This is a genomic window from Qipengyuania sp. (assembly GCF_965277845.1).
In the GTDB taxonomy this organism is placed as follows: domain Bacteria; phylum Pseudomonadota; class Alphaproteobacteria; order Sphingomonadales; family Sphingomonadaceae; genus Qipengyuania.
Window position 1 is genome coordinate 1,297,559 of sequence record NZ_OZ255844.1, and the last position, 17,898, is coordinate 1,315,456.

Annotated in this window: 21 protein-coding genes and 1 tRNA gene; 13 read left to right on the plus strand and 9 right to left on the minus strand. The window is 63.4% G+C overall.

The window, feature by feature from the left end; genetic code table 11:
• Positions 1-334: 334 nt before the first annotated feature.
• Positions 335-2,350 carry a ribonucleoside-diphosphate reductase subunit alpha gene (locus ACQY4G_RS06395; protein WP_067692768.1) on the plus strand — a complete coding sequence of 672 codons (2,016 nt, stop codon included), beginning with the start codon at positions 335-337 and terminating at the stop codon, positions 2,348-2,350.
• 76 nt (positions 2,351-2,426) lie between these two features.
• Here the strand turns inward: ACQY4G_RS06395 and ACQY4G_RS06400 are convergent, their stop codons facing one another.
• The 3 genes from ACQY4G_RS06400 to ACQY4G_RS06410 all read right to left on the minus strand — a co-directional run bounded on the left by ACQY4G_RS06400 (position 2,427) and on the right by ACQY4G_RS06410 (position 4,564).
• Positions 2,427-3,632, minus strand: coding sequence for a diguanylate cyclase (locus ACQY4G_RS06400; RefSeq protein WP_421989576.1), 1,206 nt, complete (start codon positions 3,630-3,632; stop codon positions 2,427-2,429).
• A gap of 143 nt (positions 3,633-3,775) precedes the next feature.
• Positions 3,776-4,021 (minus strand): DUF2171 domain-containing protein, encoded by a 246-nt coding sequence (locus tag ACQY4G_RS06405; RefSeq protein WP_421989578.1) that lies wholly within the window; start codon positions 4,019-4,021, stop codon positions 3,776-3,778.
• A gap of 306 nt (positions 4,022-4,327) precedes the next feature.
• On the minus strand, positions 4,328-4,564 hold the full coding sequence (locus ACQY4G_RS06410) for a hypothetical protein (protein WP_421989580.1): 237 nt from the start codon (positions 4,562-4,564) through the stop codon (positions 4,328-4,330).
• Positions 4,565-4,757: 193 nt separating this feature from the next.
• Here ACQY4G_RS06410 and ACQY4G_RS06415 point away from each other — a divergent pair, with 193 nt between their 5' ends.
• Both ACQY4G_RS06415 and ACQY4G_RS06420 read left to right on the plus strand, forming a co-directional pair.
• Complete coding sequence (locus tag ACQY4G_RS06415) at positions 4,758-5,819, plus strand: ribonucleotide-diphosphate reductase subunit beta (protein ID WP_421989582.1); 1,062 nt, start codon at positions 4,758-4,760, stop codon at positions 5,817-5,819.
• A gap of 116 nt (positions 5,820-5,935) precedes the next feature.
• A complete protein-coding gene (locus ACQY4G_RS06420; protein WP_421989584.1) occupies positions 5,936-6,424 on the plus strand; it encodes a hypothetical protein in 489 nt (162 codons plus the stop codon).
• Positions 6,425-6,549: 125 nt separating this feature from the next.
• Here the strand turns inward: ACQY4G_RS06420 and ACQY4G_RS06425 are convergent, their stop codons facing one another.
• Together ACQY4G_RS06425 and ACQY4G_RS06430 are read right to left on the minus strand one after the other, a co-directional pair.
• The gene (locus ACQY4G_RS06425; protein ID WP_421989586.1) at positions 6,550-6,945 is read right to left on the minus strand and encodes a hypothetical protein; all 396 of its coding nucleotides are present in this window, start codon (positions 6,943-6,945) and stop codon (positions 6,550-6,552) included.
• 4 nt (positions 6,946-6,949) lie between these two features.
• Positions 6,950-7,447 (minus strand): hypothetical protein, encoded by a 498-nt coding sequence (locus ACQY4G_RS06430; protein WP_421989588.1) that lies wholly within the window; start codon positions 7,445-7,447, stop codon positions 6,950-6,952.
• Positions 7,448-7,572: 125 nt separating this feature from the next.
• Here ACQY4G_RS06430 and ACQY4G_RS06435 point away from each other — a divergent pair, with 125 nt between their 5' ends.
• Together ACQY4G_RS06435 and ACQY4G_RS06440 are read left to right on the plus strand one after the other, a co-directional pair.
• Positions 7,573-7,827 (plus strand): YdcH family protein, encoded by a 255-nt coding sequence (locus ACQY4G_RS06435; protein ID WP_067692781.1) that lies wholly within the window; start codon positions 7,573-7,575, stop codon positions 7,825-7,827.
• A gap of 96 nt (positions 7,828-7,923) precedes the next feature.
• Entirely contained in the window at positions 7,924-8,163 is a 240-nt protein-coding gene (locus ACQY4G_RS06440) for a hypothetical protein (protein WP_291179766.1), read from the plus strand.
• 115 nt (positions 8,164-8,278) lie between these two features.
• Here ACQY4G_RS06440 and ACQY4G_RS06445 read toward each other — a convergent pair whose 3' ends face one another.
• The gene (locus ACQY4G_RS06445) at positions 8,279-8,950 is read right to left on the minus strand and encodes a hypothetical protein (RefSeq protein WP_421989590.1); all 672 of its coding nucleotides are present in this window, start codon (positions 8,948-8,950) and stop codon (positions 8,279-8,281) included.
• A 45-nt stretch (positions 8,951-8,995) separates the two neighbouring features.
• Here ACQY4G_RS06445 and ACQY4G_RS06450 point away from each other — a divergent pair, with 45 nt between their 5' ends.
• The 6 genes from ACQY4G_RS06450 (at position 8,996) to ACQY4G_RS06475 (ending at position 13,338) form a co-directional block, all read left to right on the plus strand.
• Positions 8,996-9,610: a DUF4440 domain-containing protein gene (locus ACQY4G_RS06450; protein ID WP_428483108.1), complete on the plus strand. Its 615-nt coding sequence runs from the start codon at positions 8,996-8,998 to the stop codon at positions 9,608-9,610.
• A 221-nt stretch (positions 9,611-9,831) separates the two neighbouring features.
• On the plus strand, positions 9,832-10,728 hold the full coding sequence (gene argB, locus ACQY4G_RS06455; protein WP_421989593.1) for an acetylglutamate kinase: 897 nt from the start codon (positions 9,832-9,834) through the stop codon (positions 10,726-10,728).
• 82 nt (positions 10,729-10,810) lie between these two features.
• On the plus strand, positions 10,811-11,101 hold the full coding sequence (locus ACQY4G_RS06460) for a YggT family protein (RefSeq protein WP_291171375.1): 291 nt from the start codon (positions 10,811-10,813) through the stop codon (positions 11,099-11,101).
• Positions 11,101-11,997 (plus strand): bifunctional methylenetetrahydrofolate dehydrogenase/methenyltetrahydrofolate cyclohydrolase FolD, encoded by an 897-nt coding sequence (gene folD / locus ACQY4G_RS06465; RefSeq protein WP_421989595.1) that lies wholly within the window; start codon positions 11,101-11,103, stop codon positions 11,995-11,997. The genes ACQY4G_RS06460 and folD overlap by 1 nt, the downstream gene beginning before the upstream one ends.
• A complete protein-coding gene (locus ACQY4G_RS06470; protein ID WP_421989597.1) occupies positions 11,994-12,695 on the plus strand; it encodes a hypothetical protein in 702 nt (233 codons plus the stop codon). The genes folD and ACQY4G_RS06470 overlap by 4 nt, the downstream gene beginning before the upstream one ends.
• A gap of 1 nt (position 12,696) precedes the next feature.
• The gene (locus tag ACQY4G_RS06475; RefSeq protein ID WP_067692795.1) at positions 12,697-13,338 is read left to right on the plus strand and encodes a MarC family protein; all 642 of its coding nucleotides are present in this window, start codon (positions 12,697-12,699) and stop codon (positions 13,336-13,338) included.
• Here ACQY4G_RS06475 and ACQY4G_RS06480 read toward each other — a convergent pair.
• Both ACQY4G_RS06480 and ACQY4G_RS06485 read right to left on the minus strand, forming a co-directional pair.
• Positions 13,325-13,936 carry an LON peptidase substrate-binding domain-containing protein gene (locus ACQY4G_RS06480; RefSeq protein ID WP_067692797.1) on the minus strand — a complete coding sequence of 204 codons (612 nt, stop codon included), beginning with the start codon at positions 13,934-13,936 and terminating at the stop codon, positions 13,325-13,327. The two genes, ACQY4G_RS06475 and ACQY4G_RS06480, sit on opposite strands and share 14 nt — an antisense overlap.
• 8 nt (positions 13,937-13,944) lie before the next feature.
• Positions 13,945-14,865: a tetratricopeptide repeat protein gene (locus ACQY4G_RS06485; protein WP_421993584.1), complete on the minus strand. Its 921-nt coding sequence runs from the start codon at positions 14,863-14,865 to the stop codon at positions 13,945-13,947.
• A gap of 197 nt (positions 14,866-15,062) precedes the next feature.
• On the opposite strand from ACQY4G_RS06485, the gene ACQY4G_RS06490 reads away from it, so the two are divergent.
• Positions 15,063-15,137 (plus strand) — tRNA-Gly (locus ACQY4G_RS06490).
• A gap of 149 nt (positions 15,138-15,286) precedes the next feature.
• Here ACQY4G_RS06490 and ACQY4G_RS06495 read toward each other — a convergent pair.
• Complete coding sequence (locus tag ACQY4G_RS06495; protein ID WP_421989599.1) at positions 15,287-16,234, minus strand: LysR family transcriptional regulator; 948 nt, start codon at positions 16,232-16,234, stop codon at positions 15,287-15,289.
• Between the two features lie 279 nt (positions 16,235-16,513).
• Between ACQY4G_RS06495 and ACQY4G_RS06500 the strand changes: the two genes are divergently transcribed.
• Positions 16,514-17,896 carry an MFS transporter gene (locus tag ACQY4G_RS06500; protein ID WP_421989601.1) on the plus strand — a complete coding sequence of 461 codons (1,383 nt, stop codon included), beginning with the start codon at positions 16,514-16,516 and terminating at the stop codon, positions 17,894-17,896.
• Positions 17,897-17,898 lie beyond the last annotated feature (2 nt).

Consider the following 17,898-nt stretch of genomic DNA (forward strand, 5'->3'; position numbering starts at 1 on the left):
GTCGCGGCGTTGCAGCAAACTAAGGCACCTCGTCCCGAAGCTGCGAAGCGGCCTTAATTCCGCATTGACCCTCTTGCGCGTGAGTCCTGCCTGATTCAGTATCTAGTGGTCGGGCTACCGGGGGTACCCACAAGACCTAGCTATTGGCGGCCAAATGCCCATATTGGCATGCACCCGCCCGGACGGCAGGCTTGTGGGAAAGAAGAGGATAAGTTTTCCCCCCGGTGCCGCGCAAAATTGCTAGGCGGGACAGCGGTCCCACCGACTCGAACACAAGCGGAACACGCGCGGTGCGAATGCAGCCGCGCGAAGCACACGGAAGGCGGGGCAGACGATGGATTTCAAGACCGGGGACGATACGGCGGTGGCACTGGATATCGATACGCAGGACGCCGCACCCGAGCCCAGCACGGAGACAAAGGCGGTCGCGATGGACAAAACGGACAAGGGTAGCGACGGGCTGGTTCAGCAGGCCGCGGGCGAGGCGCTGGCCGGCGCGGTGGCGAGTGCTGCGGCCGAAGCCGCCAAGCACGACAGCAAGAAAGTGCTCGACCGCCGTTTCGACGTGAAGATCGACGAGAGTCGCGATGCTTTGCTGACGGAATTCGGCAAGGAAACGCTTACCGATCGCTATCTGCTGCCGGGCGAGAAGTACCAGGACCTGTTCGCGCGCGTGGCCGATTACTTCGCCGACGACGCCGAGCATGCGCAGCGCCTCTACGATTATATCTCGAACCTGTGGTTCATGCCCGCCACACCCGTGCTGTCGAACGGCGGGACGACGCGCGGCCTGCCGATCTCCTGCTATCTCAACAGCGTCGAGGACAGCCTCGACGGGATCGTCGGCACCTGGAACGAGAACGTCTGGCTGGCCTCGAAGGGCGGCGGCATCGGCACCTACTGGGGCAATGTCCGCGGCATCGGTGAGCCCGTTGGCCTCAACGGCAAGACCAGCGGCATCATTCCTTTCGTGCGCGTAATGGACTCGCTGACCCTGGCGATTTCGCAGGGGTCGCTGCGCCGCGGTTCGGCTGCCTGTTACATCGATATCTCGCACCCGGAGATCGAAGAGTTCCTCGAAATCCGCAAACCTTCGGGCGACTTCAATCGCAAGGCGCTCAACCTGCACCACGGCGTGCTGGTGACCGATGCCTTCATGGAAGCGGTGCGCGCGGGCGAGGAATTCGATCTCGTTAGCCCGCGCGACGGCAGCGTGCGCAAGACGGTCGACGCGCGCAGCCTGTTCCAGAAGCTGGTCGAGACCCGGCTGGCCACCGGCGAACCCTACATCGTGTTCTCCGACACGGTGAACCGGATGATGCCCAAGCATCACCGCGAGCTCGGCCTCAAGGTCTCGACTTCGAACCTGTGCGCCGAAATCACCCTGCCGACGGGGATCGACCACCTCGGCAATGACCGCACGGCGGTGTGCTGCCTGTCCTCGCTCAACCTCGAGAAATGGGACGAGTGGAACGGTGACAAGCAGTTCATCGAGGACATCATGCGTTTCCTCGACAACGTGCTGCAGGACTATATCGACCGCGCGCCCGACGAGATGGCGCGGGCGAAGTATTCCGCCATGCGCGAGCGCAGCGTGGGCATGGGCGTGATGGGCTTCCACTCCTTCCTCCAGCAAAAGGGTATCGGTTTCGAAAGCCCGATGGCCAAGGTGTGGAACCTCAAGATGTTCAAGCACATCAGCGGCAAGGCCGAAGAAGCTTCGCTAGTCCTCGCGCAGGAACGCGGCGCCTGCCCCGACGCCGAAGAAATGGGCGCGATGGAGCGCTTCAGCTGCAAGATGGCGATCGCGCCGACAGCGTCGATCAGCATCATTTGCGGCGGGACCAGCGCCTGCATCGAGCCGATCCCGGCCAATATCTACACCCACAAGACGCTGTCGGGCTCGTTCATCGTCAAGAATCCCTATCTCGAAAAGATCCTCGACAAGAAGAGCAAGAACTCGACCAATGTGTGGAACTCGATCCTCGAGCGCGGCGGGTCGGTCCAGCACCTCGATTTCCTCACCGACGAGGAAAAGGCCGCGTTCAAGACCAGCTTCGAGATCGACCAGCGCTGGCTGCTCGAATTCGCCGCCGACCGTGCGCCCTTCATCGACCAGGCGCAGTCGCTGAACCTGTTCATCCCGGCCGACGTCGATAAGTGGGACCTGATGATGCTGCATTTCCAGGCGTGGGAGAAGGGCATCAAGTCGCTTTACTACCTCCGCTCGAAGAGCGTGCAGCGCGCCGGCTTCGCGGGCGGCGTCGAGGCCGACAACACGGCCGATGCGGCGAAGTACGAACTCGCCGCCGAGCAGACCGATTACGAGGAATGCCTCGCCTGCCAGTAAGGGGGCGCGAGCGCCCTTCATCGAGCGGGGCCGGCAACCATCGCGGTTGCCGGCCCCGCTTGTGTTCTAGCTCCGGTCAGGCATGCCGTGCCGCCACCACGCTACGGTTTCGTCCCTCCGCCTTGGCGCGATAGAGCGCCTCGTCGGCAGCCGAGATCATTTCCGCCAAAATTGGCGCATCGGGCCCTTGGTGCAAGGCGATGCCGATGCTCGCCGTGCAGCTCGCGGTTGCCCGGCCGCCGTCCTGGACGATCTCGATCCGTTCGATCGAGACCCTTAGATCTTCGGCTACCGCCAATGCCTGAGAGGCGTCGTCCGCACGCAGTAGCATGACGAATTCCTCTCCCCCGAAACGTGCCGCAAGTCCGCCGTATCGAACCGAGGTGTGCCGCATGACTTCGGCTACCGCGCGCAGACAATCGTCCCCCGCCTGGTGCCCCCAGCGATCGTTGAACTCCTTGAAATGGTCGATGTCGAGTATCAGCAGCGCCGTCTTCGGATGGCCGCTCGCCACCGGCATGGCGAAATGCGCAGCGAAATTCTCTTCCGCCCGGCGACGGTTTGCAAGCCCGGTCAACGGGTCTTCCATCGACATTTCGGTGAGTTCGGTATTGCTCTCCTGCAAGCTTGCGGCGCGACTGCCGGCCTCCAGCGTCGCCAGCAGCGTGCGGCGCTCGAGCCAGTGTACCCGGCGCGTGAGTACCGTCGCCGCGCCTGCGGTCAGCACCATGATCGGCAGATAGGCATCCGATGTGGCTATTACGCTCTGAAAGACGATTACGAAGCCGCTCACCGCACCGAAATACAGCAGCACGAAGGCCGGAACCTCCCATCCGCGAAAGGGCAGCACGGGCAGCGCAAAGCCGAGTAGCGAGACGACTCCGAGGGCAAGCAGGGCATCGGACGGCGGCGGCACGAAGAGGCTGGCATATGCCAGACTCACCGCGAAGCCGGTCAGAAGCAGCGCCATCAGCACCTTTTGTAGGCCCAGCATGTGACGCGGCAGAAGTAATGCGGCGATGCCCAGCGGGACCACCATGCCCAGCCGGAAGGCGGCGACTTCTCCGATGTGTTGCGGCGCCACCACCAAATCGACCGACAGCGACAGCACCGCGATGGTGAGCGCGAAACCGATCAGAAAGCGCGCCTCGCGGTGATGCGCATCACCAAGTTCCTGCTCGACCGCGGAACGCAGGCGCGAATCCCATGTCGAGGGAGGCTGTCTTCCCGCCAGCGCGGCCTGTGCGGCAGCGGCGAGGTCGAAGTGTTGCGGCCGGTCCATTCTGCAAGCGCGATACAAGACCAGGCGCGCGCCGCAAATGTTTCCTGCGCCCATGCGCTGCATGCAAAGCAATGCCCCGCCGCCGGCAAGACCGGGGCGGGGCGTTGTCCGATCCGCTGCGGGATCGGTCAATTTGTTATCGGTTAGGCGTCTTCGGTGACCGCCTTGTTGCCCAGGCCTCCGGGGATGCGGGCGCCTTCCTTCAGATAGATGCGATTGTCGTCGATCTTCTCGACATCGTCGAGCGAGAGGAAGTGGTGCATGTCGTCCGCGCTGTCCGATTTGGTCAGCTTGATCGCATCGTTCTCGACCGCGTCGACGGTACCGACGTGCAGACCTTCTGCATTGGCGACTTCCATATGTTCCTTGATGCGTAGCTTCTCAAACATGTAAAACCCTTTTGTTTTTCGTTGCTTATACCCTACCAACGGGCGGCCACGGGCATGGGTCCACGCCTCGTCGAGGGTCATGCACGGGTGATGGAAAGAGGGAGTTTCGGGTTCCCCCGCCCTCAAGTAGCGGAGCGATAGGGCGCAAAAGAAAGACGCGCCGCCCTCAAGTAGCTTAGCGGAAGGGCGCAAAAGAAGACGCCCCGCCCCTCTGGTCGAGGAGCGGGGCGCCGGGGCTTGCGGACATCGCCCGCAAAAGGGGAAACCGAACGATGTCGCTGTTCCCCGTGGTCTATCTTGTTGTCGTCAGCCTTCGCCGAGCGGCCTCGCGGCATCGGCGCGGGCGCGCGTGTCGGGCCGGGCGTCGTCGATGCGGTCCTGCTCCATCGCGCCTTGTGCATCGCGGGCATTGCCATAGCCCATCTGAGCTTCGCTTTCGGCCTGGGGCGCGTCGCTGCGGTCCTGCTGCTCTTCGGCCTCGCGCCAGTCTTCGGCTTGGGCCTTGTGTACGTCGCGTTGGTCGTCGGGGGCGTATTCACCCATGGATATGTCTCCTTTACCCGACCAACGGCTGCCCGCTCTTGCCCGTTCCGCAATTCGTCGCAAAGGCGGAGCGGCGAGGCGCAGCGCGCGGGTTTTCCCATCTTATCCCCGCCGAATCACAACCGCTTGCCTTCGAATCCAACCTCTGATTCACTATATGAGTCGCCCACGCGAAAAACCGGAGAACCACCAGATGTCGTTGCTCGAAGCCCGCAAGACCTACAAGCCCTTCGAGTACCCCTGGGCCTACGAGTTCTGGAAGCGCCAGCAGCAGGTGCACTGGCTGCCCGAAGAAGTGCCGCTGGGCGAGGACTGCCGCGACTGGGCGCAGAAGCTCACCGATCACGAGCGCAACCTGCTCACGCAGATCTTCCGCTTCTTCACCCAGGCCGATGTCGAGGTGCAGGATTGCTACCACGACAAATACGGCCGCGTGTTCAAGCCGACCGAGATCAAGATGATGCTCACCGCCTTCTCCAACATGGAGACGGTGCACATCGCGGCCTATTCGCACCTGCTCGACACGATCGGCATGCCCGAAAGCGAATACGGCATGTTCCTCGAATATGAGGAGATGAAGGACAAGCACGACTATTTGCAAGAGTTCGGCGTCGACACGGACGAGGATATCGCCCGCACGCTCGCCATGTTCGGCGGCTTTACCGAAGGGCTGCAGCTGTTCGCCAGCTTCGCCATGCTGATGAACTTCCCGCGCTTCAACAAGATGAAGGGCATGGGCCAGATCGTCAGCTGGTCGGTCCGCGACGAGAGCCTCCACTGCGAAGGCATCACCCGCCTGTTCCACGAATTCGTCCGCGAGCGCGACTGCCTGACCAAGGCGGTCAAGGAAGACATCATGGATATGTGCCAGAAGACGGTGCGGCTCGAAGATGCCTTCATCGACCTCGCCTTCGAGGATGGCCCGGTGCCGGGCATGACCGCGAAGGAAATCAAGAAGTATATCCGCTATATCGCCGACTGGCGCCTCAGCCAGCTGGGCCTGCAGCCGATCTACATGGTCGACGACCACCCGCTGCCCTGGCTCGCCCCGCTGCTCAACGGCGTCGAGCACGCCAACTTCTTCGAAACCCGCGCGACCGAATATTCGAAGGGCGCCACCCGCGGCGACTGGAACACCGTCTGGTCGAGCTTCGACAAGCGCAACAAGGCCAAGGCCGCGAACGAGGAAGAAGCCGAGGACGACGGCCCGGGCCTGTTCGGCGACGACGGCGAAGGAGCGCAGGCGGCGGAGTGAGCCCGGTCGCGGGAATAGGAGGGAGCGAGCTTCTCGCGCTGGCGATCTCGGCGATCGCACTAGGCATATCGGCCCTAACTCTCTGGTTGACGTATTTTCGTAAGGGAACGGTCAAAATGACCCGCCCCGCTCAGGTTTATCTGGGCCCTGACGGTTCACGCAAGGCGGGACCAAATGGAAGACCGAAGATCTTTCTCAGAGCGTTGCTCTTGGCAGAATCGAAACGCGGACGCGTAGTCGAATCGCTATATGCGACGCTCACTCACGAGGAGACACGACAGAATTTCAACGTGTGGGTATACGGTGAAGACAAGCTCGTGCGCGGCAGCGGACTCCATGTGAGTGATGTCGGTGTAGTAACAAACCATCACTTCTTCTTGCCTGCGGACTTTTCCGATTTTCGATGGAAGGGTGGTCGCTATAAGCTTGAGGTTTTTGCGGAACTCTTGGGGGACAAGAATCCGATTCAGCTCACATCCGTTTTCCTCGAGATGAGCGCGGACGAAGCTGGGAGCATCACCTCAATGCAATGCGGAATGTACTACGATTGGGGGCCTCAGGCAGGACGTTATATTTCGCACCTTGAACGGCCTGATGTGCCCTGAGGGCTCGGTGTTTAAAGCAAATAGGGGGTACAGGTTGAATACTGAGGCGCTTCGATACGCTGCGGTCCGGTCCGCCGAGCCTGAGATTGCCTTCCGCCACGGGGCTCTCATAGCGCTTCCGCTGTCTATCGTACTCGTCTAGTTATCCATAACGGCATCATCCCGAACGCCACTTGCCCGATCAATCCGTAGAGACCGGGCGGTTGCGAAATCGATGCGAGCCACTGGGCTGGGCTCATGGCAAACACCGCGACGCCGAGCGCCAATTCGGCCACCATTAGCAGCGCAAAGGCGACCCCGCCCATCGCCAATGCTTCTCCGTGGCGCCGAATTTCGAAACGCCCGACCAGCCATCGCGCAACCAGCCAACTCGCGCCCAGGATTATAGGCATCTCGATCAATCCGGCGACCGTTTCGCCCACCCGTGGAGCCAGCCACAGCACGCGCGCAGTGCCGAGGATAACTCCCAGTCCGAAAATCAGCGCCCAATAGGCGACGCCCGCCTTCACTGCGCCTCTCACCGCATCACCTCCCCAGTCCGCGCACGCCGCCGAGAAGGAAGCGCGAATACCATTGGTGGGGGCGCTGCATCACGCGCCAGCCCGATTGTTCGAGATTACCGACCCACGAGCCGAAAAGCAGGCGGGTGCGGGGCGTTTTCGCGCCTACCGCTCCAAAGCCGGATTGTAGGGGCTCCACCGCCAGCCAGCTGGCCGTACCGGTGCCCTTGGATTCGAGCAGGATTTCATCCTCCCGCCGCTCGACCACTTTCCACACCGCGATCGCGTCCGCCTGTCCGTGCGCCAGCGCCTTCGCATCGATATTCGATGCGCCGCGGCCGATCAGGCCGAGCACGATCCGTTCGGGGCGGAAGGCCGTGCTGCAATAGAAGCGCTTGATGAATTCCTCCAGCGTGACCGTGCCGGCCACCTCGCGGCAGAAGCAGTCGCGATAGTCCTGCGCCCCGCCGAATGCGGCGAGCAGGCTGCCTTCGGGCAGGTCGCAGGCGGTCACCCCGGCCATTCAACGGGCATAACCCTCCCGGGCGCTCGCTGCCAGCGCGCAGGGCCGGTGCAAATTTGATCGAGCGCAATGAACGCCCTGCACCCGCTGCTAAAACCGGCTGCATCGTTATTGAGAGGATTCCCATGTCGCAACATACGCCCAACGAACTCACCACCATCTTCGCGCGCGATCGCGAGCTGGTGACGCGTCTCAAGCAGGAGGATGCGCATTACGCGCGGCTCGCCAAGGACTACCACGAGGTCAATCGCGAGGTGCACCGCATCGAGGCCGAGGCCGAAGCCGCAAGCGAGGAGCGGCTCGAAACGCTGAAGAAACTGCGCCTTGCGCTGCTCGACGAGATCACCGGGATCGTCAAGACAGCGCGCGCCGCGGCCTAGCGGCCCGGCTCCCTCCCGCCTCGCGCTTGCATGGCGCGGGCGGGAGTGCGAGGCTCTCTCGCCTCTCGCAACCGTCCCCACACAGGAGATCTGCCGATGACCACCCGCTTTACCACCGCCGCCCTGCCGCTGGCCGCCGCGCTGGCGCTCGTCGCTTGCGGCGAGGCAGAGGATACGACCTATGAAGTCGGCGCCACCGATGAGGGCGGCGGCGAGCTGATCGTGTCCGAGGAAGACCCGAACGCGGTCGAGGTTGACCTGCCCGAAACGCCGATGACCAACGTCCCCGAAGAGGACGCTTCCGCCGACGCCGAAGCCGAACCGCCGAGCGAATAGGCTGCGTTAGCTCCTCTTTCCCGACCGGGGCGGACGAACGGGCTGGTTCTTTGAAGAACCGTGGCCGATCCAGCGGTGGTGGCCGCATGACGTTCCAACGCCAGCCCTTTACGCCTTACCAGCCCCAGGCGGGCGGCGGCGGGGCGACAGGATCGCTCAGCCTCATCTCCACGCGGAACAGCCGCGCGGGGTCGTTGCGGCGGGTCAGCTGGTAGGCGAACAGGCCGTCGGGCGTATCTGCCGAGTCGACCTCGACCCGCCAGACATTGGTCAGCGAGGCGTCGAGCCCCTCGCGCGTGAACAGCGCAATGCTCTCGGCATCGACGGGGAAATCCTGCCCGCGTGCGGCGCCAGCATCGGCGGTGGTGCCGCCATAGAAGGTCATTGCATCGGCCTTGCCATCGGCATGGCGGTGATCGTGCTTGAGCGTGAGCCGCATGTCCGGCCCCGCGCCGCTCCGCGTTACGATCCAGGTGCGGCTGCGATTCCAGCCCCCCGGCGCCTCGGCGTCCTCGACATGGAAAGCGATGGCGACGCGGTCCGCGCTGCATTCGGCCCAATGCGCGACCATGCGCTTGCCCGCCCAATCGGCATCGCGCGCGTCGTCGCTGACGAGCCCGCCGGCATAGGCCATGCCGGGTCGGTCCCCGCCGCAATGGCTCGAAAGCGCGTCCCAGAAGGCCTCCTGCGCAGCGAGGCTGCTGCCCCCGACGGTTTCCGGTCCGGTGGCGCAGGCTGCTAGCGCGAGTGGCGCGCACAGCGCGGGCAGCAGGGGCTTGCAAGTCATCGCGCGACCCTAGCCCGCTGGCCGCCAAAGGGAAGCGGTTGCAGCATGCGAGCCATGGTGTATTGCTCGGGCAACACACGCACACTATTCGAGAGGTTCCTCATGTTCACCACCCTTGCCGCCGCGTTGCTCTTCACGCAGGCGTCCACCACCGCGTCGCAGCCCATGCCCACCGGGGATGCGCTCGAGCAGGAGGTCGCGGCCAACGATGCGCGCCTTTTCTGGGGCTTCTTCGAGGGTTGCAATCCCGATGCCGTGGCCGAACTGGTCCACCCCGATTTCCGGATGCTGCACGATCTCGTCGGAATGGCCACGTCGAGCGGGGCGCAGATGATCGAGCAGGCGCGCGAGAATTGCGCCAATCGCAGGCCCGGTGGGGCGAATGAGGGTTACAGGAACCGCCGCCTGCTGGTGCCCGGCTCGCGCCGAATCCAGAAACTGGGCGACTGGGGCGCGCTGGAGGAAGGGCTTCACACCTTCCACGAATGGCGCGCCCATGCCAATGGCGGGCAGGGCGGCTGGGTGCTGACCGGTGGCGGGCGTTATATTCATTCGTGGCAATGGATGCCGCAAGAGGGCCGCTTCCGCCTGCTGGAAAGTCTGAGCATCGATCACGGTCCGGCCATGCCTTATCCGCCCCGGTCGGGCGCGGGCGAATAGGGGCAAGCGAAAACCCCGGGCTGCTCCGCGCCGCTTCGGGTCGGTAACCTCGGTTCGATTGGTGGCGGTGGTCGGTCATCGCGCCCAGGACGCCGAAACCCGGCGCGAACGACGCAATGCTTTGGCGATGTTCCAACGTCCGGCGACCGGTGATCGCGACCGATCCACCGCCGCGCGGAAACCTTTGCCTAGCACGCTCGCCCCCGCTAGTCCGGCACGCCATGACCGAGACACGCGACATTCACGCCAAGGCCGAAACGCTGATCGAGGCGCTGCCCTATTTCCAGCGCTATGCCGGCCGCAGCTTCGTGGTGAAATACGGCGGCAATGCCATGGGCGACGATCGTGCCGCGCGCGAATTCGCCGAGGATGTCGTGCTGCTGAAGGCGGTCGGCATCAATCCCGTGGTGGTCCACGGCGGCGGCCCGCAGATCGGCGCAATGCTCGAAAAGCTGGGCGTCGAGACGACCTTCGTCGACGGGCTGCGCGTCACCGACAAGCAGACCGCCGATGTCGCAGAGATGGTCCTTTCTGGCGCGATCAACAAGGCGATCGTGGGCTCGATCGCGCGCGCGGGCGGCAAGGCGATCGGCATTTCTGGCAAGGATGGCGGCCTCGTCACCGCGACCAAGCTGCGGCGCACGCAAAAGGACCCCGATAGCAATATCGAAAAGGCGCTCGATCTCGGCTTCGTCGGCGAGCCGGCCAGGGTCGACACGACCATCATCGAGACCGCCACCGGGGCTGGCATGATCCCCGTGGTCGCACCGATCGGCGTTGGCGAAGACGGGCATACCTACAATATCAATGCCGACACCATGGCCGGAGCGCTGGCCGCTGCGTTGGGGGCGGCCCGCCTGCTTCTGCTAACCGACGTCTCGGGCGTCCTCGACAAGCAGGGCAAGCTGCTTACCGATTTGAGCCCGGCCGACGTCCACCGGCTGCGCGACGACGGAACGATTTCGGGTGGGATGATCCCCAAGCTCGAGACTTGCGTCCGGGCTGTCGAATCGGGCTGCGAAGCCGCGGTCGTGCTCGATGGGCGTGTGCCGCATGCCATGCTGCTCGAATTCTTCACTGCGCGCGGCGCGGGAACGCTCGTCAGCCGCGGGGCGTAACCCGTAGGAGAGGGGTGGCGCGCGGCGTATTGCGCTTGTAAGACGCGCCCCATAGCCAAAACGCAAGGGAACGCTCGGTCACATGCAGGCGCTCAGCACAGTCTACCAGATCATCGCGATGCTCACCAACGTGCTGGTGATGCTGATCATCATCCAGTTCATTATCGGCCTGTTGTTCGCTTTCAACGTGGTGAACCGGTCGAACGATTTCCTCGCCAGCTTCTATATGGCGATCAACCGCTTCCTCGATCCGGTGCTGCGTCCGATCCGCAACATCATGCCCAATACGGGCGCGATCGATTTCTCGCCGCTGGTGCTGATCATACTGCTCAACGTTGTCCTGATCGTTCTCGGCAATGTGATTTACGGTTGATGACGGCGCAGGTTATCGACGGGAAGGCTTTCGCCGCGAAGCTGCGCGAGCGCGTCGGCAAGCAGGCGGCCGAATTCGAAAGAGAAGCGGGACGCAAGGCGGGCCTCGCGGTGGTGCTGGTGGGAGAGGATCCGGCGAGCCAAGTCTACGTGCGCAGCAAGCACAAGGCGACCGTGGCCGCGAACATGGAAAGCTTCGAACATCGCCTGCCCGGCGACGCGTCGGAGGCGGACCTGCTGGCGCTGGTCGAAAAGCTCAACGCCGATCCGGCAGTCGACGGCATTCTCGTGCAGCTTCCGCTCCCGGACCACCTCGACGAACAGGCGGTCATCGCCGCGATCAGCCCGGACAAGGACGTCGACGGTTTCCACGTCACCAACGCCGGTCGGCTCGCGGTGGGGCAGAGCGGTTTCGTACCCTGCACACCGCTCGGGTGCATGATGCTGCTGAGCGATCGACTGGGCGATCTCTCGGGGCTAGAGGCGGTGGTGATCGGCCGCTCCAACATCGTCGGCAAGCCGATGGCGCAGTTGCTGCTCGATGCCAACGCCACCGTTACCATCGCTCACAGTCGGACGAAGGATCTGCCCGCGGTGGTCAGGCGCGCTGATATCGTGGTTGCCGCCGTGGGCCGCGCCGAAATGGTCAAGGCCGACTGGGTCAAGGAGGGTGCCACGGTGATCGATGTCGGCATCAACCGCTTGCCCCCCGAACCTGGCGCGGAGAAGGGCCGGCTGGTCGGCGATGTCGATTACGCCGGCGCGCAGGATGTCGCTGCGGCGATCACGCCGGTGCCGGGCGGCGTCGGACCGATGACGATCGCCGTGCTGTTGCGCAACACGCTGGTCGCCGCCTATCGTAACGAAGGGCTCGACCTGCCCGAGGGCGCACTGTGAGACTTGCTGTTGCCCTGCTCGCGCTGGGCCTCGCCGCCTGCTCAGCCAATCAGGGCCCGCGTGATCGCTATGCGAGCATGCTCACCCCGACGGCCAATCCATCGAAAGTCGTCGCTGCAGAGCTCGCCTTCGCCCGCGCGGCGCAGGAAGATGGGCAGTGGACCGCTTTTCGCGACTTCGCGGCCGATGAGGGGGTGATGTTCGTCCCCGAGCCAGTCGACGCGCGCCAGTGGCTGGCGGGCCGGGCCAACCCACCACAGGCGGTGCAATGGCAGCCGCACCAGGTCTGGTCGAGCTGCGATGGCTCGCTGGCAGTCACGCGTGGCGCATGGCAGCGGCCCGATGGTTCCACCGGCTATTTCACCACGGTCTGGCAGCGCCAGCGCGATGGCGAGTATCGCTGGACGCTCGACCAGGGCGATGTGCTCGAAACCCCGCTCGAAGCACCCGAATTCGTGCGAACCGATGTCGCCGACTGCCCGCAGCGCGGCCTCGCTGCCGATCTGCGCGCGCAGGCCGAACGGTCCCGGCCGGTGACCGGTGGGACCTATTTCGACCAGGTGAGTGCCGACAGCAGCCTGTTCCTGACATTCGTGGTCTCGCCCGATTTGTCGCGCCACTGGAAGCTGATGCTGCACCGCGACGGGCAGATGGTCGATGCCATGGCCGGTAGCGTGAACGCGCCGACGGGCGATTGACATGACCGCGCTGTTTCTCTCCGCCTTCATCACGCTGTTCGTGGTCATCGACCCGCCTGGCTGCGCGCCGATCTATGCCGGGCTGACGAAAGGCGCGACCTCCGCCCAGCGACGTATGATGGCGATCCGTGCCTGCGCTATTGCGCTCGTCATCCTGCTGGTCTTCGCGCTGTTCGGAGAAGATCTGCTCGCTGCGCTCCATATCGAACTGGACAGCTTCCGCATTGCTGGCGGTCTGATGCTGTTCTGGATCGCTTTCGAAATGGTCTTCGAAAAGCGCACTCAGCGCCGCGAGGAACGTGCCGAGAAGGTGGCCGCCACCCCCGAGGTCGAGGATGTCTCGGTCTTTCCCATGGCGATCCCGATGCTCGCCGGTCCCGGCGCGATCGCGGCGATCATGCTGCTGATGAACGAGGCGCAGGGGGCGGAAGAAACCTTCATCGTCCTAGGCGCGCTGGTCGGCGTCCTGCTTATCACCATGCTCGCCCTGATGGCGGCAGGACCGCTGATGCGTCTGTTCGGCGACAAGGTCGAAGCTGCGATTACCCGGGTGCTCGGAGTGCTGCTCGCAGCGCTGGCAGCTCAATATGTGATCGACGGATTGCGCGGAAGCTTCGGCCTCGTCACCGCTACTGCAGCGTAACGATCTCGTCGCCGTCGTCGCGCAAGGCGAAGAACTGCATCAGCTGAATCATCAGCTCGCAGCGCTGACGCAGATCGGGTGCTTCCAGCAGCGCCTGTTTCGAAGCGGCGTCGAAGGGGATGATCTGGGCAACGCCGTTGATAAGCGTCTCGTCGTCGAGCTTGGCGACCGACTCCCAATCGACCGAATAGCCCTGCATGTCGGCGAAACGCCGGGCTTCGAATTCGAAGCCGGCGCGCTCGACGCTCGACAGTGTTTCGTCCTGCGGGTCCTCGATCAGCTCTGCTTCGATCTGGCGGAAGCTGGTGGTCACGTCGAGTTCGCGCAGCAAGCGGAAGCGCGCCTCGCCATCGAGCACGATGTTATAGCGCCCGTCCTCCAGCGCCTCGACATCGCCGATCCGCCCGACGCAGCCGATCTCGTATAACGGCGCCCCCTCCTTCGACTTTTGCGGCTGGATCATGCCGATCAGCCGGTCCTTTGCCAGCGCATTGCCGACGAGGTCGCGGTAACGCCGCTCGAAAATATGCAGCGGCAGTTGCAGACCGGGAAACAGGATTGCGCCGGGCAGGGGAAAGATGGGCAGGCGAGTACTCAAGTGGCCCCCTATCCGAACAGGATCTTCGACAGGCGCCGGCGGGTCGCGACGACCCAGGGGTCTTCCAGCCCTACCGCTTCGAAGATCTGCAGCAGCTTGGCCTTGGCCGCACCCTCACTCCATTCGCGATCGGCTTCGAACATGGACAGCAATTCGTCCGCCGCGATATCGCGCTCGCCTGCGGCAAAGGCAGCCTCGGCATAATCGTAGCGCGCCTGCATGTCCCCGCTGCCGGCCTTTTCTTTCAGCGCGGCCAATTCGCCGTCGTCTACTTTGTTGCCCGCCAGATCGAGCGCGCTCTTGGCCTGTTCGATCTGCGGGTCGGTGGCCAGGGCGGGATTGGTTTCGGCAGCCGAAAGCGCGGCCTGCGCCTGCTCGATATGGCCAGCCTGGACCAGCGCGCGGATAAGGCCCGCATGCGCAGCGGCGTTGTCGGGTGCCATCTGCACGACCTGCCCGAAGACGCCCGCGGCGCGTTCCGCATCGCCTTCGGCAAGCACTTGCTCGGCCATCGTTACGAATTGCGAGACGTCCTGCTGCGGCTGGCCACTTTGCGATTCGTCGCCCGCACCGGGCTGGATCGGCAATTGCGCGAGAATCTGGTCGAGCGTCTGTTTCATCTGCGATTCGCTGCGCGCATTTGTCAGGTCGGCGACCGGCTGACCCTGGAACAGCGCATAGATCGTCGGTATCGACTGGACCTGGAACTGCGCAGCGATGAACTTTTCCTCGTCGACGTCGATCTTCTTGAGCACTACGCCCTTGTCGGCATATTCGGCGGCGACCTTTTCCAGCATGGGGGCGATCGCCTTGCACGGCCCGCACCACTCGGCATGGAAATCGAGGATGACGAGCTTGGTCATCGACGGTTCGACAACTTCGGTCTTGAAGCGTTCGACCGCTTTCTGTTCATCCATGTTCAGGCCCATGCTCGCCACGTAGATCCACCTTTCGTTCGAAAAATCTTGCCCGCCCCATGTGGGCATTGTCGCGCGAATGTGAAGGAGCGTGGGGACTGCCGCAAGGGTGGCAAAAAATCTGCAAATTCGGCTTGCGAGTCTCGCAAGCCGCTGCTAGTTGGCCGCCTCCCCACCGGAGGCCGTACGGCTTCCGGTAGCGCCAGTGAGCGGGCGTAGCTCAGGGGTAGAGCACAACCTTGCCAAGGTTGGGGTCGGGCGTTCGAATCGCCTCGCCCGCTCCAGTTTCTTCGCGACTTTCAGGGATCAGAGCACGGCTGTCCTGCAGATGATGCGCTTACAAGCTGCATTCTTGGCTTGGGGAGAGCGTATCGCCAGCGCGGCAAATCTTGGTTCTCGCGAGAGCCGTTGCCCTTGCGGTCTGTCAGGACCCCTATCGGCTTGATTTTTCATTCTCCTGATGACGCTCTAAGGGCTGGAGTTGTCGCGCCCTTACCGTGACGGTTTCAACAACGACGGAGCGCAACCAGCGATGCGCGGGGTCGGCCTCGAGCCGAGGGTGCCACAGCAGAGAAATCGAGAATGGCGAGGCCTCGAACGGCAGTTCCGTCAGAGCTACCCCCGTTTGAAGCCCCTGCGTGTGAATCCTGGGCACCAAGGCGATCAGTTCGGATTGTCGGGCCAAGGCAATCGCGGCTCCATAACTGGCGACGATGGCGGACGGAGTTCGCTCGACCCCTGCGCGCCGCATGGCATTCTCGACGAAGTGCTCTTCCGCTTCTTCTCGATAAAGCCCGACGTATCCAAACCTGCATAATGCTTCTGCATCGATTTGTTGCGAAGCGGTCGGATGGCCGCACGAGGTGACAGCGACATAGCGATCCTCGAACAGACGGCGGCTGCGGACTTCCGGTCCGATCCGGCCCGACAACACACCAGTTTCCAGATCGACAGAGCCATCGCGCAACATCGAACTGCTCTTGTCGGTCTTCCGAAGAAAAGTCAGGCGGCTTCGCGGCGCTACCTTCGATATCGTCTCGATCAGCAATGGCCCGAATGTCTCCGCAAACCCCTCGCGGCACCTGATGGCGAAAACGCGTTCCATCGCGGTTAGGTCGAAAGAACTGCCTGGGCCAAGCAGCGACCGAACCTGATCCATCGCCTGCGGCAACTGCTGTTTGAGTTCGGCTGCGCGAGGGGACAGGACAAGCCCTCGACCGGCTCGGACCAGGAGCGGGTCGCCGGTAACGTCGCGCAACCTCGCCAACGCGCGGCTTGTCGCAGACGGGGTGATGCCCAGGCGCCGGGATGCTGCGACGACGCTTTCCTCCTGCAAAAGCGCCGACAAGGCATGTAGCAAATTGAGGTCGAGCTTGTGCATGGTCGTGAAGTAGCGGCCACATACATGATCTTCAATGCACTATATTGATGCCAATGCTGCATGTTGTGCCATGTGTGGACACGTCTACCTTGACCACATCACCGGCAGCCAGACGATTACCGAGTCACACTGGCAAGACCGGCCATCGATCAAGCCCTTCGAGGTCGCCCCAGCATGCTGCAGTCATCCCCAGGTCCGGATCGACCGGCGGAACCGATCGCGGGCCACGGAGGCTGGCGGTTGCAGGCGGCCTTGCTGGCCGTCTTTCTCGCGACATTCATGAGCGCGTTCGCCGTAAGCAGCGTGAATATGGTCCTGCCCCTATTTTCCGGGCATTTGGACACCAGTTATTCGGCCAGCCAATGGGTGGTGATCGGGTATCTCCTGGCTGTTTCTTCGAGCCTGGTCATTGCCGGGCGATTGTCCGACAGTTTCGGCAAGCGCGAAATGTTTCTCGCCGGAGCATCGCTTTTCACTCTTGCTTCGGCGCTCGCAGCCTACACCGATAGCATACTGGTCCTGACGCTTCTCAGGGTTGCACAGGGAATGGGGTCCGGCGTTCTTCTCGCGGTCAACCTCGCGATCGTCCGGCAACTTTCCTCCCCCGGTTCGCTACCGCTGAATGTCGGACTGGTTGGCAGCATGTCCTCGCTCGGGACGGCATCCGGCCCGGTAGGCGGCGGCGCCCTGGCAGAGGCGTGGGGGTGGCAGGCGATCTTTTTTGCCAATGTGCCGATCGGCCTGGCGGCCCTCATCCTCGGGTGGACATCCCTGCCCGCGACGCGGCGCAAGGCGATGACCCGCTCCAGGTTCGACTTTGCGGGTTCGTTTCTGGTCGTCGTTTCGATTTCGTCCCTGGTCCTGGCGATGAGGCCGGCCGGTGGCGGCGATGGACATCGGGTGATTTTCGCCATTCTTTCGCTCATCGCGATGGCGGGTTTCTATGTCTCGGCCCTAAACACCGATCGCCCCGTGATCGATATCGCCGATCTGATCCGCTCGCCTTTTCGCGTCGATCTGATGGCGAACTTCCTCGTGTCATGCGTGATCATGGCCTCGCTCGTAATCGGGCCGTACTATTTGACAGGCGGGCTTGAACTCACCCTATCCCAGGCGGGATTGGTGATGGCGGCAAGCCCGGTCGCGGCCGCGATCACATCGACAATTGCGAGCCGCGCGGTGACCCTGTGGGGCGCCGAGATCACCGGTATCGTCGGCCTGGGGATCCAAGCGGCCGGTTGCACCGGCATGGCGATGCTCCCGCTGTCCTGGGGGGTGCAGGGCTATCTGGCATGCCTTCTGGTGACGACATTCGGCTACGCCACGTTCTCATCGGCAAACAATAGCGGGGTGATGCAGAAGTCCCGATGCGAGAAGGCCGGCGAGGTCGCGGGCCTATTGTATCTGTCACGGAACATCGGCCTGCTCGTCGGAGCCACATTGATGAGCACGGTGTTCGCCTGGGCCGCACGAACAGCCATTCACGATCACATCCCGCCGGACCTCAACGCGCGCGGCCTCAACGTCAGCTACGGCGTGGCGGTTATCCTCGTCGTGCTGGCCTTGATCGCGCGCCTGCGACGCTGGCGATCCGATCTTGCACACTCCGATCCGGCCGCAACGCTCGGCCAAGATCACAGTAACCGTCAGAAGGAAACATAGCC